This window comes from Pseudocitrobacter sp. CD920760 (genome assembly GCF_057782505.1).
The window spans coordinates 4,098,073-4,114,322 of the sequence record NZ_CM173490.1; the positions used below are offsets into that span (position 1 = coordinate 4,098,073).

General features: G+C 54.7%; 15 protein-coding genes and 5 tRNA genes. 2 read left to right on the forward strand and 18 right to left on the reverse strand.

Going from position 1 to position 16,250, the window contains the following annotated elements; all coding sequences use genetic code 11:
- Nucleotides 1–191 precede the first annotated feature (191 nt).
- The 13 genes from gshA to pncC form a co-directional block, all read right to left on the reverse strand.
- Nucleotides 192–1,748 (reverse strand): glutamate--cysteine ligase, encoded by a 1,557-nt coding sequence (gene gshA / locus AC1MKH_RS19185; protein WP_276222468.1) that lies wholly within the window; start codon nt 1,746–1,748, stop codon nt 192–194.
- A gap of 78 nt (nt 1,749–1,826) precedes the next feature.
- Entirely contained in the window at nt 1,827–2,255 is a 429-nt protein-coding gene (locus tag AC1MKH_RS19190; protein WP_108476423.1) for a YqaA family protein, read from the reverse strand.
- Nucleotides 2,252–2,818, reverse strand: coding sequence for a fructose-1-phosphate/6-phosphogluconate phosphatase (gene yqaB / locus AC1MKH_RS19195; RefSeq protein ID WP_015963305.1), 567 nt, complete (start codon nt 2,816–2,818; stop codon nt 2,252–2,254). The genes AC1MKH_RS19190 and yqaB overlap by 4 nt, the downstream gene beginning before the upstream one ends.
- A gap of 108 nt (nt 2,819–2,926) precedes the next feature.
- A tRNA-Arg gene (locus AC1MKH_RS19200) sits at nt 2,927–3,003 on the reverse strand.
- Between the two features lie 32 nt (nt 3,004–3,035).
- Nucleotides 3,036–3,112, reverse strand: a tRNA-Arg gene (locus tag AC1MKH_RS19205).
- 31 nt (nt 3,113–3,143) lie between these two features.
- Nucleotides 3,144–3,220, reverse strand: a tRNA-Arg gene (locus AC1MKH_RS19210).
- Nucleotides 3,221–3,278: 58 nt separating this feature from the next.
- Nucleotides 3,279–3,355: transfer RNA gene (locus AC1MKH_RS19215), tRNA-Arg, on the reverse strand.
- A gap of 4 nt (nt 3,356–3,359) precedes the next feature.
- Nucleotides 3,360–3,452 (reverse strand) — tRNA-Ser (locus AC1MKH_RS19220).
- A 337-nt stretch (nt 3,453–3,789) separates the two neighbouring features.
- Nucleotides 3,790–3,975, reverse strand: a complete 186-nt coding sequence (gene csrA / locus AC1MKH_RS19225) for a carbon storage regulator CsrA (protein ID WP_000906486.1) — start codon at nt 3,973–3,975, stop codon at nt 3,790–3,792.
- A 286-nt stretch (nt 3,976–4,261) separates the two neighbouring features.
- Nucleotides 4,262–6,889, reverse strand: coding sequence for an alanine--tRNA ligase (gene alaS, locus AC1MKH_RS19230; protein WP_276222486.1), 2,628 nt, complete (start codon nt 6,887–6,889; stop codon nt 4,262–4,264).
- A gap of 130 nt (nt 6,890–7,019) precedes the next feature.
- Complete coding sequence (gene recX / locus AC1MKH_RS19235) at nt 7,020–7,520, reverse strand: recombination regulator RecX (RefSeq protein WP_276222489.1); 501 nt, start codon at nt 7,518–7,520, stop codon at nt 7,020–7,022.
- Between the two features lie 70 nt (nt 7,521–7,590).
- Nucleotides 7,591–8,655, reverse strand: coding sequence for a recombinase RecA (gene recA, locus AC1MKH_RS19240; protein WP_276222491.1), 1,065 nt, complete (start codon nt 8,653–8,655; stop codon nt 7,591–7,593).
- Between the two features lie 80 nt (nt 8,656–8,735).
- On the reverse strand, nt 8,736–9,233 hold the full coding sequence (pncC, locus tag AC1MKH_RS19245) for a nicotinamide-nucleotide amidase (protein ID WP_015963301.1): 498 nt from the start codon (nt 9,231–9,233) through the stop codon (nt 8,736–8,738).
- Between the two features lie 199 nt (nt 9,234–9,432).
- Here pncC and AC1MKH_RS19250 point away from each other — a divergent pair, with 199 nt between their 5' ends.
- Nucleotides 9,433–9,666: a hypothetical protein gene (locus AC1MKH_RS19250; protein ID WP_276222493.1), complete on the forward strand. Its 234-nt coding sequence runs from the start codon at nt 9,433–9,435 to the stop codon at nt 9,664–9,666.
- A gap of 32 nt (nt 9,667–9,698) precedes the next feature.
- Here AC1MKH_RS19250 and AC1MKH_RS19255 read toward each other — a convergent pair whose 3' ends face one another.
- From AC1MKH_RS19255 to mltB, 4 genes are all read right to left on the reverse strand, one after another.
- Nucleotides 9,699–10,577 carry a metal ABC transporter substrate-binding protein gene (locus AC1MKH_RS19255; protein WP_276222495.1) on the reverse strand — a complete coding sequence of 293 codons (879 nt, stop codon included), beginning with the start codon at nt 10,575–10,577 and terminating at the stop codon, nt 9,699–9,701.
- Nucleotides 10,578–10,586: 9 nt separating this feature from the next.
- Nucleotides 10,587–11,450: a metal ABC transporter permease gene (locus AC1MKH_RS19260; RefSeq protein WP_276222496.1), complete on the reverse strand. Its 864-nt coding sequence runs from the start codon at nt 11,448–11,450 to the stop codon at nt 10,587–10,589.
- A complete protein-coding gene (locus AC1MKH_RS19265; protein WP_276222593.1) occupies nt 11,447–12,133 on the reverse strand; it encodes a metal ABC transporter ATP-binding protein in 687 nt (228 codons plus the stop codon). Before AC1MKH_RS19265 ends, AC1MKH_RS19260 begins: the two co-directional genes overlap by 4 nt.
- Nucleotides 12,134–12,330: 197 nt before the next feature.
- On the reverse strand, nt 12,331–13,410 hold the full coding sequence (gene mltB / locus AC1MKH_RS19270; RefSeq protein ID WP_276222498.1) for a lytic murein transglycosylase B: 1,080 nt from the start codon (nt 13,408–13,410) through the stop codon (nt 12,331–12,333).
- 230 nt (nt 13,411–13,640) lie between these two features.
- Between mltB and gutQ the strand changes: the two genes are divergently transcribed.
- Nucleotides 13,641–14,615 (forward strand): arabinose-5-phosphate isomerase GutQ, encoded by a 975-nt coding sequence (gene gutQ / locus AC1MKH_RS19275; protein WP_276222500.1) that lies wholly within the window; start codon nt 13,641–13,643, stop codon nt 14,613–14,615.
- On the opposite strand, the gene norR is transcribed toward gutQ, so the two are convergent.
- Entirely contained in the window at nt 14,612–16,132 is a 1,521-nt protein-coding gene (gene norR / locus AC1MKH_RS19280) for a nitric oxide reductase transcriptional regulator NorR (protein WP_276222502.1), read from the reverse strand. The two genes, gutQ and norR, sit on opposite strands and share 4 nt — an antisense overlap.
- Nucleotides 16,133–16,250 lie beyond the last annotated feature (118 nt).

Here is a 16,250-nt window from a genome sequence, read left to right on the forward strand (position 1 = left end):
CGGATTGAAAAATAAAAAAATTTAAGCCATTCCGGTCAGGATTTTTGGGGATAAAGTGATTTTTTTTAAAAAAAACTGAACTCTTCATTCCAGTGCGAGTCTGAGTATATGAAAGACGCGCATTTGTTATCATCATCCCTGAATTCAGAGATGTATATTTGGCCACAGTGATGTGGCCTTTTTCTTTTCTGTCAGGCGTGTTTTGCCAGCAACGCTTCAAATGATTCCGTATCCGATGCTTCAAGCTTACGCTGACGTTCAACGGATGCATCACGTTCCGCAGCAAACTCCTCTTCTGTGAGGATCTCCAGCGGCTCTTCACGCAGCATATTTCGATACTGCTCCGCCAGCGCCTTACCGGTTCCGCCAATCCCTTCATCAAGCATAGAACGCAGAATGCGGGCTGAGAAAGTTAATTCCGGATTATCAAAGCAGGCGACCAGTTCATCGCACACTTTCTGGTAGGCATTCCCGCCATCAATACCGTCCATGGTCTGCGCCACGCGTTTCAGATCGCGGAACAGATCTTTACCCACTTTCGGCAGCGGGAACTGTGCGGTTTCGCAACCGATGCCCAGCGTCAGACCCGGTTTACGCCCTTCCAGAATCACGCGATTCCAGTTGGTACGCGTACATTGCAGCTCCTGGCTGCTCATTTCTGGCGCATCGGCCAGCACGCACCAGACCATAAACAGGTCAAGGAAACGAATCTGCTGCTCGTCCACGCCAATTGGCGAGAACGGGTTGATATCCAGTGAGCGCACTTCGATATACTCAATACCGCCGCGCAACAGCGCATCGGACGGATTCTCACCGCTGCGGGTGACGCGTTTTGGGCGAATCGGCGCGTAAAGCTCGTTCTCAATTTGCAAAATATTGCTGTTGATCTGCAGACGCTTACCGTCTTTCTCAACACCAATACGCGCATATTCTTCCGATGGCGTTTTGATAGCCCGCTTTAATCCTGCCACGTATTCGTGCAATTCGTTAAACGTAATTCCGAGATTGCTTTGCGATTTATTGGTATAGCCCAGGTCGCTCAGACGCAGAGACGTCGCGTAAGGCAGGTAATACATGCCGCATTCGGTTTTTTCAAACGGCAGCGCGCTCTCTTTCCCTTGCAGGAAGGAAGAACAAATCGCCGGAGACGCACCAAACAGATACGGGATCACCCAGCCAAAACGGTAATAGTTGCGGATCGCGCGGAAGTAACCGGCAGAGATCGCCTCTTTACCGCTCTCCGCATCCGTCACGCCGCATTTCGCCTGCCAGAATGCCATCGGCAGAGAGAAGTTGTAATGCACGCCAGAGATGGTTTGCATCAGCGCGCCATAGCGGTTCTTCAGCCCTTCACGATACAGCGTTTTCAGACGACCGACGTTTGAGGTGCCGTACTGCGCCAGTTCGATATCCTGGCCCGGCGCGATATAGCACGGCATACTCAGCGGCCACATCCGTTCATCGCCAAGATGACGCGCCGTATAACGGTGAACGTCACGCAGGAAAGTGAGCATATGGTTGACGTCGCCATCAACCGGAGTGATAAATTCCAGCAGCGCTTCGGCGAAATCGGTGGTGATCCATTTATGGGTCAGCGTCGAGCCCAGCGATTCCGGGTGTCCGGTCGTTGCCAGTGAACCATCGGCGTTAACGCGTAGCGTCTCACGCTCAAGACCACGATTTATCCCTTTCAGTGCTTCAGGGTGTTTTTCCAGCCAGGTCAGCGCCTGTGATACATCCGGGATCAAATTGACCTCCCGCCTGTCGATATCATTTTATTAAGCATAATTGTAATGGTTGACGATTAAAGGTCACAAGCAATCCAATTAGTGCCACCACGTCATACCCTGGAGCGTCGCCGCCGCTACAGCGATGTAGCGTAACGCTTTTCCAAGGCATAAAAAAAAGAGCACCGGTCCCCAGGAGATGCGCATCCATCCCGCCAGCAGACACAGTAAATCACCGATAACGGGCATCCAGCTCAGTAACAGTGTGGCTGCGCCGTAACGTTTTAACCAGGATGTCGCTTTTTCCTGCCAGCGCGATTGCTTACGCACGGGAAACAACCGTCCAAGGATAACGTTTGTTGCCCCACCAAGGCTATTACCCATTGTTGCTATTAATACTAAAAGCCAGGGGTGACTGAGGCCAGAGACGAGAAGCGCCACAAGTACCGCTTCGGAGTTGCCCGGCAGCAGCGTGGCGCTCAGAAAGCTGCTAGCGAATAACGACGCCAGCGCCAGCCCGTCACTCACAGCAGACGAACGTCAACAGCGTCCATACCGGCGCTTCTTGCCGCCTGCAGGCCAAAATCCGCATCTTCAAACACGACGCATTTTTCCGGCGCCACGCCTAAGCGTTGTGCGCAAAGCAAGAAGGTATCGGGCGCGGGTTTGTGATTCTTGACGTGATCGGCAGCGACCACCGCAGAAAAGTAGTGTCGCAGGCCCAGATGCGCCAGCAATGCTTCAGCAATAGCGCTCTCGCTGCCTGTACCGACCGCCATCGGGCGACGTCCGTGCCAGGCTTTCACCACATCAATAAGCGGTAACGGCGTCACAGAGTCCAGCAGCATCGCTTTAACGGCGGCTGTTTTTTCCTGTGCCAGAAGATGAGGGTCGAGATCGGCCTGATGAAGTTCAATGATGGCCTGCGCGATACGCCAGGTTGGAGAACCGTTAAGGGCGACCATCGCTTGCTCGTCGAAACGCATACCATAACGCCCCAGCACCTCGTGCCACGCTTTACGGTGCGTAGGTTCGGTATCCAGGATGGTGCCATCCATATCAAAGATTAATCCCGCGTAGCGTTCGTACATCACGTTCTCACAGACAAGATAAAGTGAGATGTTACTTTAACGTAAAAGGCGGTTTTTGTCGCTGACTTGCTGAATCGTTGGAGAAGAAGAAAAACAGAAGGGAGAAGATGGTGCATCCGGGAGGATTCGAACCTCCGACCGCTCGGTTCGTAGCCGAGTACTCTATCCAGCTGAGCTACGGATGCATCGGGAAATGCTATTCGTTGAAAACAAGAGATGGTGCATCCGGGAGGATTCGAACCTCCGACCGCTCGGTTCGTAGCCGAGTACTCTATCCAGCTGAGCTACGGATGCATCGGGAAATACTATTCGTTAAAACAAGAGATGGTGCATCCGGGAGGATTCGAACCTCCGACCGCTCGGTTCGTAGCCGAGTACTCTATCCAGCTGAGCTACGGATGCATCGGGAAACTTGCTTTACTACGCTGATTTAACATCACTAATGCAATGTTAAGTAAGATGGTGCATCCGGGAGGATTCGAACCTCCGACCGCTCGGTTCGTAGCCGAGTACTCTATCCAGCTGAGCTACGGATGCAAAATGGCGGTGAGGCGGGGATTCGAACCCCGGATGCAGCTTTTGACCGCATACTCCCTTAGCAGGGGAGCGCCTTCAGCCTCTCGGCCACCTCACCACACGCCTCTTACGAGTGCTTCGGAGAACTCGTTAAAAGCTCTTCGTCGCTGCGTGGCGCACATATTACTTTCTGGGCTTTATAAGTCAAACAATTTTTCGAGACCTTTTATCGTTTGCACACTTCGCGCACAATTAGGCGTTAAAAACGGCAAAAAGCCTGTTTTCTCAACAGTAAAATCGCTAACTCACGGTAAAACAAAACAGAAAGAATGCGGCACAACAGACGCGACAAAATCACGACGGGACGAAAAAGAGAAGAAAGCGAGAAGAAAACGAAGAGGTAAAACGGGAAATCTGGGAAGGATGCGTCTCACCGGGAGGTGAGACGCGAGAACTTAGTAACTGGACTGCTGGGATTTTTCAGCCTGGATACGCTGGTAGATCTCTTCACGGTGAACGGATACTTCTTTCGGAGCGTTAACGCCGATACGCACCTGGTTACCCTTCACCCCTAAAACTGTCACAGTGACCTCATCTCCAATCATGAGGGTCTCACCAACTCGACGAGTCAGAATCAGCATTCTTTGCTCCTTGAAAGATTAAAAGAGTCGGGTCTCTCTGTATCCCGGCATATCCATCATATACACACTCATCATCAGGCTTCCTTGATTTGACCTGAACGCTTCGTGCATAACGCCAAACGTACGCTGTGACAAACACCTGGTGCAACTGTCACGGCATCACATTCTGTTAAACGTAAGTTTAGCCGATATACATGACTTCAACCTGACTTTATCGTTATCAGTACTCCATATGCAAGGCGTCTTAACAATTAACGTTAAGACGCCCACACAGGATTTATTTTTGTTACAGCTTAGCGCTTACCCAATCTTTCACACTGGACAATGCTGCTGGAAGTGCCGTCGCATCGGTACCACCGGCTTGCGCCATGTCCGGGCGACCACCGCCTTTACCGCCAACCTGTTGAGCCACCATGCCGATGAGCTCCCCTGCTTTTACGCGGTCAGTGACATCCTTAGACACCCCCGCAATCAGAGAAACCTTATCGTCAGCCACGGTCGCCAGCACAATAATGGCGGAACCAAGCTGGTTCTTCAGATCGTCAACCATCGTACGCAGCATTTTCGGCTCAACGCCGGAAAGCTCGCTCACCAGCAGCTTAACGCCGTTGATGTTTTCTGCTTTGCTGGAAAGGTTTGCACTCTCCTGCGCTGCCGCCTGCTCTTTCAGCTGCTGCAGCTCTTTTTCCAACTGACGGGTACGTTCCAGCACGGTGCGCACTTTCTCCGTCAGGTTATGGCTATCGCCTTTCAGCAACTGGGCGATATCGCCCAAACGATCGCTTTCTGCATGCAAGCTGGCAATCGCGCCTTCACCGGTTACCGCTTCGATACGGCGAACACCCGCAGCCGTACCGGATTCAGACACAATACGGAACAGACCGATGTCACCGGTGCGTGAAGCGTGAGTACCGCCGCACAGTTCGGTAGAGAAATCGCCCATGCTCAGCACACGTACGCGGTCATCATATTTTTCGCCGAACAGCGCCATTGCGCCCTTCGCTTTTGCCGCGTCGAGATCCATTACGTTGGTCTCAACAGGCAGGTTACGACGGATCTGGGCATTGACCAGATCTTCGACCGCGCGAATCTCTTCCGGTTTCATCGCTTCGAAATGCGAGAAATCGAAACGCAGGACTTTGTCATTTACCAGAGAACCTTTCTGCGCCACGTGCGTGCCGAGAATCTGGCGCAGCGCCGCGTGCATCAGGTGCGTAGCGGAGTGGTTCAGACGGATACGCGCACGACGCGCTTCATCAACGTCGGCCTGTACCGCGTCGCCCACTTTCAGGGAACCCGCCGTCAGTTTGCCGAGATGACCAATCGCCTGACCATATTTCTGCGTATCGTTCACGCTGAAACTAAAGCCCGCGCCTTTCAGCTCGCCTTTATCGCCAACCTGACCGCCCGATTCCGCATAGAACGGAGTCTGGTCCAGAATGACCACCGCTTCCTGACCGGCCGCCACGCTATCAACTGCTTTACCGTCGATAAAAAGCGCCGTCACTTTGCCGTTCAGTTCCAGATGATCGTAGCCTTTGAATTCTGACGCGCCATCAACGCGAATCATCGCGTTGTAGTCTGCGCCGAAACCGCTGGATTCACGCGCACGACGGCGCTGTTCTTCCATCGCGGCTTCAAAGCCCGCTTCATCAACTTTCAGGCCGCGTTCACGGCAAACGTCCGCCGTCAGGTCAACCGGGAAGCCGTAGGTGTCATACAGGCGGAAAGCGGTTTCACCATCCAGCGTGTCGCCAGTCAGCTTAGACAACTCTTCGTCCAGCAGCGCCAGGCCGCGTTCCAGCGTACGGGCAAACTGCTCTTCTTCAGTTTTCAGAACCTGTTCAACCTGCGCCTGCTGGCGTTTCAGTTCTTCACCGGCAGAACCCATCACTTCGATCAGCGGGCCAACCAGTTTATAGAAGAAGGTGTCTTTCGCGCCCAGCATGTTGCCGTGACGAATGGCGCGACGAATGATGCGACGCAGCACGTAGCCACGGTTTTCATTCGACGGCGTAACGCCATCAGCAATCAGGAACGCGCAGGAACGAATGTGGTCCGCAATCACGCGCAGTGACTTGTTCGTCAGGTCAGTCGCGCCGGTGACTTTAGCCACGGAATCAATCAGCTTACGGAACAGGTCAATTTCATAGTTAGAGTTGACGTGTTGCAGTACCGCAGTGATACGTTCCAGGCCCATACCGGTGTCGACAGACGGTTTTGGCAGCGGCTCCATGGTACCGTCAGCCTGACGGTTGAACTGCATGAAGACGATGTTCCAGATCTCAATGTAACGGTCGCCGTCTTCTTCAGGCGTTCCCGGAGGGCCGCCCCAGATGTGGTCGCCGTGATCGTAGAAGATCTCGGTGCACGGGCCGCATGGGCCGGTATCGCCCATCTGCCAGAAGTTATCGGAAGCATACGGCGCGCCTTTATTGTCGCCGATGCGGATGATGCGCTCACGCGGGATTCCGACTTCTTTTTCCCAGATTTCGTAAGCTTCATCATCGGTTTCGTAAACGGTCACCCACAGACGCTCTTTCGGCAGGGCGAACCAGTTTTCACCGGTCAGCAATTCCCACGCGTACTGAATAGCGTCGTGTTTGAAGTAGTCGCCGAAGCTGAAGTTACCCAGCATTTCGAAGAAAGTGTGGTGGCGCGCGGTGTAACCGACGTTTTCCAGATCGTTATGTTTACCACCCGCACGAACGCAACGCTGCGCAGTAGTTGCGCGAGAATAATTACGTTTGTCGAGACCAAGGAAAACATCCTTGAACTGGTTCATCCCGGCGTTGGTAAACAGCAGGGTCGGGTCGTTATTCGGCACCAGGGAGCTGCTGGCAACTACCTGATGTCCCTTGCTATGGAAAAAGTCGAGAAACGCCTGACGGATCTCAGCGGTGCTCTTGCTCATAATTATCCTGAAATCAAGCTAACGAATGGTCGCCGTCGTAGCAGGTCATTTATTGTTCAACTTGCTACCAGACGGAAAAAGTGGGAATAAGATAAGTTTTCTTTAAAGGGAAGTAAAATCCCCCGTGCGGTCAATCGGCAAAATTTCGCCATATTTCCTGGATATCTTCCATCAAATAGCCGCGGTAAAGCAAAAAGCGCTGGATTTTCACTTTTTCGGCAAATGTGGTCGGTAACGGTTCACCGTATTTCCGCTCCGCCTGGTCACGCGCCAGCTTGCACCAGTCGATATCACACTCGCGCATCGCCTGCTCGATGTCATTACGCGCAATGCCTTTCTGCCCGAGTTCCTGACGAATACGCGCCGGGCCGTAGCCTTTGCGGCTACGGCTGGCGATAAACTGCTGCACAAAGCGCAGGTCATCGAGATAGCGATTCTCGTGACACCAGGCGATCACTTTCTCGACCTCTTCTTCCGGCGCATCGATGGGCTCGGGGCCGTTTTTGGTCATCACCGGGGCCGTCAGTTTGCGACGCAGCTCCTGTTCGCTATGGTCACGCATCGCCAGAATACGAATGGCACGATCCAACAAACGCGCGTAGGCGGAGCGGCGTGGTGCGTTCTCGTTCATAACCCTCCCGGTCGTTTAAATGCAAAAAAGGGCTGCATTGGCAGCCCTTCTGTTTTCTGATGAGAGGTTATCAGAAATCTTCGTTGGTTTCTTTCGCGTGGGTGTCGTTTTCATCGACCACGAAATCCGGCGAAGAATCCTGATTGCTGAGCAGCAGCTCGCGCACTTTCTTCTCGATTTCTTTCGCCGCCGCCGGGTTCTCTTTCAGCCAGGAGATAGCATTCGCTTTACCCTGACCAATTTTGTCACCGTTGTAGCTGTACCAGGCGCCCGCTTTTTCGATCAGCTTCTCTTTCACGCCCAGGTCTACCAGCTCGCCCAGGAAGTTAATGCCTTCACCGTAGAGGATCTGGAATTCTGCCTGTTTGAACGGTGCGGCGATTTTGTTTTTCACCACTTTCACGCGGGTTTCGCTACCGATGACGTTATCGCCCTCTTTCACCGCGCCGATACGACGGATGTCCAGACGAACGGACGCGTAGAATTTCAGCGCGTTACCGCCGGTCGTGGTTTCCGGGTTACCGAACATCACACCAATTTTCATACGGATCTGGTTGATGAAGATAAGCAGGGTGTTGGACTGTTTCAGGTTACCGGCCAGCTTACGCATCGCCTGACTCATCATACGTGCCGCGAGGCCCATGTGAGAGTCACCGATTTCGCCTTCGATTTCCGCTTTCGGCGTCAGTGCCGCAACGGAGTCGACAACCAGCACGTCAACCGCACCAGAGCGCGCCAGCGCGTCACAGATTTCCAGTGCTTGTTCACCGGTGTCTGGCTGGGAGCACAGCAGGTTGTCGATATCAACGCCTAACTTACGTGCATAGACAGGGTCCAGCGCGTGCTCTGCATCGATAAAGGCACAGGTTTTGCCTTCACGCTGTGCCGCAGCAATAACCTGCAGGGTCAGCGTCGTTTTACCGGAAGATTCAGGCCCGTAGATTTCGACGATACGCCCCATCGGCAGACCGCCTGCACCCAGCGCGATATCCAGTGAAAGCGAACCGGTGGAGATGGTTTCCACGTCCATGGAACGGTCTTCACCCAGGCGCATGATGGAGCCTTTGCCGAATTGCTTCTCAATTTGGCCCAGTGCTGCCGCCAACGCTTTCTGTTTGTTTTCGTCGATAGCCATTTTTACTCCTGTCATGCCGAGCAAGCCCGGGGAATGAATTCTGTTCTGTTGAAGCAATTATACTGTATGGTCATACAGTATCAAGTGTTTTGTAGAAATTGTTGCCAGAGCAGCTGCAAGGCAAATGCCGTGGCCTGTCGGCGTACCGATTCCCGGTCGCCCGCAAAGCATTCACGCTGAGTGACGCCCTGCCCGGTCGCACTTGCCACGCCAAACCACACGGTGCCGACGGGCTTCTCATCGCTGCCACCATCCGGCCCGGCAATGCCGCTGACCGATACCGCATAAGAGGCGCGCGCAGCCCGCAATGCGCCCACGGCCATTTCGACCACTACCGGTTCGCTCACCGCGCCGTGCTGTTCCAGCGTCACCGCGCTGACGCCAATCATTTGTGATTTGGCTTCATTGCTATAGGTGACAAAGCCGCGCTCAAACCACGCGGAGCTTCCCGCGACATCGGTCAGGGTTTTGGCAATCCAGCCGCCGGTGCAGGATTCTGCCGCGGTTACCGTTGCGCCCTGCGCTTTCAGCGCCTGCCCGACCTTTTCGCTCAGTTGAAATAATTCGCTGTCAGTCATCACCACTCCTGTCAGGTAGATATCTGTCGGACAAGATAGCACTTTCCCAACACAGATGGGGGCGAGGTGTCGATTTTACGAGGGGGGTTCAGAAAATGGATCTCAAGCATAACCCTGGTGCTTTTCGGATAGCAGCCTGAAAAACGTGGTGAGATAATTTTACCGGGACCCACCACGGAAAAATGGAAAGGATAGGGATATGGCGAAACCACGAACTGCAGCGGAAAAAAAACTCAAGCAAACTGAACAATTGCGCTTAATTACGATTATTTGCGGCCTGTTTACATTACTGAATGTGGTGTTACGTGTCAGTACAGGTCCGTTTGATTTATTGTTTATGGCAGTTGAAGTGTTGCTTGGTCTGGGGTGTCTGATTTATGGCCTGCATTTGGGTAAAACAGTGAAATCATTAAAAGCCAGCAAGACACAGTGAAATATGTGTCGGCCCTCACGGGCCGACCGATATTACTGCATACTGGCAACAATAGTCTCCACGTTATGCCGCACCATCTTCACATAGCTGTCCGCTACGCCGCCCGGTTTCGATAACGCTTCCGGATAAAGCTCGCCGCCTGCCTGCGCACCGGTTGCGGACGCAATCTGTTTGACCAGTCGCGGGTCGAGCTGATTTTCCATAAACCAGGTGTGTACCCCATCGGCTTTGATTTGTTTAATCAATGCGCCGACCTCCGCCGCGTTCGCTTCGCTTTCTGATGACAGCCCCTGCGGCGAAAGGAAATCCACCTGGTACGCTTTGGCAAAATAGCCGAACGCATCGTGGCTGGTCAGCACCTTACGCTTCTCGCGCGGAATAGGGCTGAAACGCTGCTTCACCCAGCTATCGAGCGCCCTGAGCTCATCCACATATTTCGCACCGTTAGCTTTAATTACGCTGGCGTCCTGCGGGTCCGCTTTAGCAAGGCCTTCGGTAATGTTCTGCGCATAAATGACGCCGTTCGCCAAGTTATTCCAGGCGTGTGGGTCCGTCACCGTTTGTCCATCCTCTTCCAGCGTTTGCGTGGCGACGCCCTGCGAGGCAACGATCAGTTTCCCTTTAAACCCGGACGCTTTGACTAATCGATCAATCCATCCTTCCAGCCCCAGACCGTTCACCACCACCACATCCGCTTTACTCAGCAACGCGCTCTCTTTCGGCGATGGCTCAAAAGTATGCGGATCGCCGTCCGGCCCCACCAGCGTCGTTACCTTCACCGCATCGCCGCCAACCTGCTGCGTGATATCGCCCAGCACCGAAAAACTGGTGACCACATTGAGCGTTTTCGCCATTGCGCCCTGCGCGATTAACCCCAGCGCCAGCGCCAGAATCACCTTCTTCATTTTCATACCATCCCCTCAGTTAAAAAGCGCCCGCAGACGATAGGCCAGCCTGCTGCGCGTGCCAAAAATTAGTGAAAAAAGAAAAACCAGGCTGGCGGTCAGCACAATAGCCGGCCCGGCTGGGAGGCTCGCCGCCCACGAGAAACTCAACCCTATCCAGGCGCAAAGTACACCGCAAAGCCCCGCCAGCCCGAGCATGGCTGGCAGCGTTTGCGCCCAGCAGCGAGCCGCTATCGCGGGCAGCATCATCACGCCCACCGCCATCAAGGTACCCAACACCTGAAACCCGGCCACCAGGTTCAGCACCAGCAGTGCGAGGAACAATCCGTGCAGCGCCGAGGGCAGCCAGCGCGCATTCACCTGTAACCAGCTGCTGTCGAACGCTTCAACCACCAGGCCGCGATAGCACACCGCCAGCGCGATCAGCGTGATGCTGGCCACCAGCGCGACAAACAGTGCAGACGGCCCATCCACCGCCAGAATGGAACCGAACAGCAGATGCAGCAGATCAACGTTTGAGCCGCGAAGCGACACCAGCGTGACGCCCAGCGCCAGAGAGCCCAGGTAGAATCCGGCAAAGCTGGCATCTTCTTTCAGAAGCGTGCGGCGACTCACCCAGCCCGCCCCCAGCGCCACGGCGATCCCTGCCACGAAACCGCCGATCGTCATTGCCAGCAATGACATTCCATTCATTAAGTAGCCCACGGCAACGCCGGGAAGAATGGCGTGCGAAAGCGCATCGCCCATTAAGCTCATTCGCCGCAACAGGAGAAATACGCCGAGCAGCGTGGTGCTCAGTGAGAGCGCGAGGCACACCATCAGCGCGCGGCGCATAAAGCCAAACTCAATAAACGGCAGAAAAAAGGTGTGCCAGATCATGCTGACCTCGCAGGTAACATCGGGGATATTGCGCGCATGCCGCCCAGCTCAAGCACCTGTGGAAAAAAGCGCGCCACTTTTTCGCTGTCATGCAGCACCGCCAGTACCGTTTGCCCATTCCGCTGCATATCAAGGATGAGCGACATCAGCATCTCCGTAGTCGTTTCATCGACACCGGTAAAGGGTTCATCCAGCATCACCAGCGGGGCCTGCTGAACGAGGATGCGGGCAAAGAGCATGCGCTGAAACTGGCCGCCGGATAAGCTGCCTATCGCTGTTTTCGCCATCGACAGCAACCCTACCCGATCCAGCGCATCAGCTACGCGTCGGCGCACCATCCGATCAATGCCGAAACACAATGAGATGCGCGGCCACGCTCCCTGGCACACGACATCCTGCACCGTAAACGGAAATTGCTGATCCATCAGCTGTCGCTGCGCCAGCCAACCGATAACCGGGCGGCGCGTCTGCCAGTGCACACGCCCACTTACAGGAGGAATAAATCCGGCGAGGGTTTTTAGCAGCGTCGATTTACCGCAACCATTCTCACCGACGATCGCCATCAGGCTGCCACGTGTGATGCATCCATCGACGGGCGGCGCAATCGCCTCGCCGTCATAGCCGACACAAAGGTTATTCAGAACGATCATGGCAGCGATACCGCCCACCAGGCGACCAGCCAGATAAACGCCAGCAGCAGACAAACGCCTGCCAGCCGTCTCAGGCTGGATAGAGAGAAAAGCGAAGATGTCATCAATAGCGCCTCAATCATTATGTTATAACATAACAATAAACAGTGAGCAGATAGATGTAAATCCTTGTCAGCGCCTGAGGGTGTATCGAAATGTAACTCCCCTCCCGGACGGGAGGGGAAGCGGGATTACTGAACGCGAGCCAGCGCGACGGCCTGACCAAGCTGCCAGACAGCCATTGCATAGTGCGTGCTGTGGTTATAGCGGGTGATGGTGTAGAAGTTCGGCAAGCCGTACCAGTACTGATAACTGGTGCCGACATCCAGACGCAGCAGGCTCGCCTGCTGATGGTTGCCCAGCGAATCCATCGGCGTCAGGCCCGCAGCAGAAAGCTGCGACACGCTGTATTTAGTTTTAAAGCCGTTTTCCAGCCCTGGTGCCTGGCCCATCGCCTGCACCGCTACCTGGTCGCCCTTCACCCAACCGTGCTGTTTGAAGTAGTTTGCCACGCTGCCGATGGCATCTTCCGGATCCCACAGGTTAATGTGTCCGTCACCATTAAAATCAACAGCGTACTGTTTGTAAGAGGACGGCATGAACTGGCCATAGCCCATTGCGCCTGCGAAGGAACCTTTCAGATCCAGCGGGTCATCGCTTTCGTCGCGTGCCATCAGCAGGAAGGTTTCCAGCTCGCCGGAGAAGTACTCCGCGCGGCGCGGGTAGTTAAAGGAGAGCGTCGCCAGCGCATCGAGGATACGGGTTTTGCCCATCACGCGGCCCCAGCGGGTTTCAACGCCAATAATGCCGACGATAATTTCCGGCGGCACGCCGTACACCTGCCATGCGCGTTTCAGCGCCGCTTCATGTTGGTTCCAGAACGCTACGCCGTTTTGCACGTTGTCCGGAGTAATAAACTGTTTGCGATAGCGCAGCCACGCACCGTTTGGCCCGCTCGGCGGCAAGCCGGTCGGTGCCTGGCGATCCATCAGACGCAGCACGTAATCAAGACGTTTCGCCTGGGAGAGAATTTCGTGCAGCTGTTGTCGGTCAAAGCCGTGCTTGCTCACCATCTTATCGATGAACTGCTCTGCCGCCGGGTTATTGGCAAAATCACCGGTTGGGATCAGCGCATTGTGCTGCGGCTCCAGCAGGAAACCGCCGGAAGGTGTGCCAGCCGTTGCCGGTGCGGCGGCGGTTTTCGGTTTGCTGCTACAGGCAGCGAGCAGGACACACAAGGGCAGTAAGGCGATATAACGACGCTTCAACATGGGACATCCATTTAACAATATCGGCAAGAGTTAATTATGGTAAAGCAATCGCAACGCCTCAAGGAAGCGCCTTCGCGTGTCGCAGAGAAAAAAACTTCGCCCTAAGCAAAACGCCCAGACCTTGATCGCGCTATTGGTATTAGGGGCAAGAAATCATTACCCTTACGCCGCACGTCGGTAAACGCCGAACCCTACACCTACGACATACAAAAATGACAGGATGCAACGCCATGATTGCGGATAAAAATTTTTTACTTGAAGCGGGCCGTCAAACGCTGGTGCTGGAACTTCATGAAGCCAGCCAACTGCCGGACCGCCTGGGTGATGACTTTATCAAAGCCGCCGAAGCCATCATTAATTGCAAAGGCAAATTGATTGTTTCCGGTATCGGTAAATCGGGCCATATTGGTAAAAAACTCGCCGCAACCTTCGCCAGTACTGGCACCCCCGCATTCTTTGTTCATCCGGCAGAGGCGCTGCACGGCGATCTCGGTATGGTAGAAAGTCAGGATGTGATGCTGTTTATCTCCTACTCCGGCGGCGCGAAAGAGCTGGATCTCATCATCCCGCGTCTGGAAGAAAAATCCGTTGTTCTACTGGCGATGACCGGAAAATCCCACTCGCCGTTGGGTTTAGCCGCAAAAGCCGTTCTTGATATTTCCGTGGAGCGTGAAGCCTGCCCGATGCGTCTGGCCCCCACTTCCAGCACCGTGAATACGCTGATGATGGGCGATGCGCTGGCGATGGCCGTGATGCAGGCGCGGGGTTTCAATGAGGAAGATTTTGCCCGTTCGCATCCGGCTGGCGCGCTGGGCGCGCGCTTACTGAATAAAGTGCATCATCTGATGCGCCGCGATGCCGAGGTGCCGCAGGTGAGCATTCACGCCAGTATTATGGACGCGATGCTCGAACTGAGCCGCACCGGGCTGGGCCTGGTTGCCGTATGCGATGAGCAGTTGCAGGTGAAAGGCGTGTTTACCGACGGCGACCTGCGCCGCTGGCTGGTTGGCGGCGGCGCGCTGGCGGATAACGTGAGCCTGGCGATGACGGTGAACGGTACGACGCTGAATGCGCAGAGTCGCGCCATTGATGCTAAAGAACAACTGATGAAGAAAAAAATCAGCGCCGCGCCGGTGGTGGATGACAACGGCCAGTTGGTCGGCGCGATCAACCTGCAAAACTTCTATCAGGCCGGAATTCTTTAATCCTTCATTCCCAGACGTTTCGCCAGCCGATGCAGGTTGGCGACGTCTGTCTCCAGCGCCCGCGCGCTGGCGGCCCAGTTATTGTTGTTTTGCGACAGCGCCTGACGAATCATTTCACGCTGGAAGTGCTCGGTCGCGTCACGCAGGTTGTGACACACGGGTAACGCTGGCGCTTCACTTTCAAGGACTGGCGCAACCGTGCTTTCTTCAAACGTGAAATGCTGAGCTTCCAGAATCACTTCGCCACCGTTGCGCGTTGCGCGCGCCAGCACCACCGCGCGATGCACGGCATGTTCCAGCTCTCGCACGTTGCCCGGCCAGCCATAACTCAGCAAATGCGCCCGCGCCCCGGAGCTTAGAATCACGCGGGACAACCCGAGACGCAACCGACACTGTTCGCAGAAATAGCCCGCCAGCAGCACCACATCATCACCACGTTCACGCAGCGGTGGAACGGAGAGCGGGAAGACGCTCAGACGATGGAACAGATCGGCACGAAAACGCCCGGCCAGCACCTCTTCGCGTAGGTCGCGGTTGGTGGCCGCCAGAACGCGCACATCGACGCGCAGGCTACGGTCATCGCCGACGCGCTGAATATCGCCATACTGCAATACGCGCAGCAATTTGGCCTGCAACGCCAGAGACAGTTCGCCAATTTCATCGAGGAATAGCGTACCGTTATCGGCCATTTCAAACTTACCGCTACGGTTGCTGATTGCCCCGGTAAACGCGCCCTTTACATGGCCAAAGAGCTCACTTTCCGCCACGCTTTCCGGTAGCGCCGCACAGTTGAGATAGACCAGCGGGTTAGCCGCACGCGGCGATCCTTCATGAATCGATTTCGCCACCAGCTCCTTCCCGGTACCCGTTTCGCCACTAATCAACACATTGAGAGCGGACGCCGCGACGATTTCTATCTCTTTTTTCAGCTGCATCATATTCGGCGACAGGCCAATCATATCGGTATTGGCAACCGGCTCAAAGGCGGCAGGCGTTCCCGGCAGCATATTCTGACTTTCCAGCTGTTCAATCAGCAGCGCGTTGCTGAGTGCCCCGGCGGCCAATGCAGATATCAGTCGCAGCTCTTCATCGCTGAAGACATCAAACTGTGCCGGCTCCATCGCATCGAGCGTCAGCGCGCCAATCAGATTCTGCCCGGCAAACAGCGGCAGCCCGACACAGGCATGCACTTTCAGGCTCTCCTGACCGGGAATTAATCCATCATAGGGGTCGGGTAAATCGCTGTCTGCGGGGAAGCGGACGACATCTCCGGCGCGGGCGATGGCTTCCAGACGCGGATGCCCTTCCAGAGTAAAGCGACGACCCAGCACATCCTGCGCCAGCCCGTCGATTGCCAGCGGGATAAATTGCCGCGCATCGTAGCGAAGCAGCGCCGAGGCGTCGCATTCCAGTATCTGACGCAGCGTGGTGATTAAACGCTGAAAGCGATCCTGATGCCCAACCCCACTTTGTAGCTCGATGGCGATATTCGCCAGTACATCGACCGAGAAACTCATGATGACCTCATTGTCTTTTTGACAATGCATATTGTCATATCGACCATACCAATAACAGTCATTTTGACAATAAAAATGCACGATAAAATATTAAAAATATATAAAACAACAAGTTAAA

Excerpts from the sequence above, each read along its gene's own strand:
- gutQ (WP_276222500.1), top strand. The coding sequence starts at position 13,641 with ATGATTGCGGATAAAAATTTTTTACTTGAAGCGGGCCGTCAAACGCTG.
- AC1MKH_RS19250 (WP_276222493.1), top strand. The coding sequence starts at position 9,433 with ATGGCGAAACCACGAACTGCAGCGGAAAAAAAACTCAAGCAAACTGAA.
- recX (WP_276222489.1), bottom strand. The coding sequence starts at position 7,520 with ATGAACGAGAACGCACCACGCCGCTCCGCCTACGCGCGTTTGTTGGAT.
- norR (WP_276222502.1), bottom strand. The coding sequence starts at position 16,132 with ATGAGTTTCTCGGTCGATGTACTGGCGAATATCGCCATCGAGCTACAA.
- alaS (WP_276222486.1), bottom strand. The coding sequence starts at position 6,889 with ATGAGCAAGAGCACCGCTGAGATCCGTCAGGCGTTTCTCGACTTTTTC.
- yqaB (WP_015963305.1), bottom strand. The coding sequence starts at position 2,818 with ATGTACGAACGCTACGCGGGATTAATCTTTGATATGGATGGCACCATC.
- recA (WP_276222491.1), bottom strand. The coding sequence starts at position 8,655 with ATGGCTATCGACGAAAACAAACAGAAAGCGTTGGCGGCAGCACTGGGC.
- AC1MKH_RS19255 (WP_276222495.1), bottom strand. The coding sequence starts at position 10,577 with ATGAAAATGAAGAAGGTGATTCTGGCGCTGGCGCTGGGGTTAATCGCG.
- csrA (WP_000906486.1), bottom strand. The coding sequence starts at position 3,975 with ATGCTGATTCTGACTCGTCGAGTTGGTGAGACCCTCATGATTGGAGAT.
- AC1MKH_RS19260 (WP_276222496.1), bottom strand. The coding sequence starts at position 11,450 with ATGATCTGGCACACCTTTTTTCTGCCGTTTATTGAGTTTGGCTTTATG.
- pncC (WP_015963301.1), bottom strand. The coding sequence starts at position 9,233 with ATGACTGACAGCGAATTATTTCAACTGAGCGAAAAGGTCGGGCAGGCG.
- mltB (WP_276222498.1), bottom strand. The coding sequence starts at position 13,410 with ATGTTGAAGCGTCGTTATATCGCCTTACTGCCCTTGTGTGTCCTGCTC.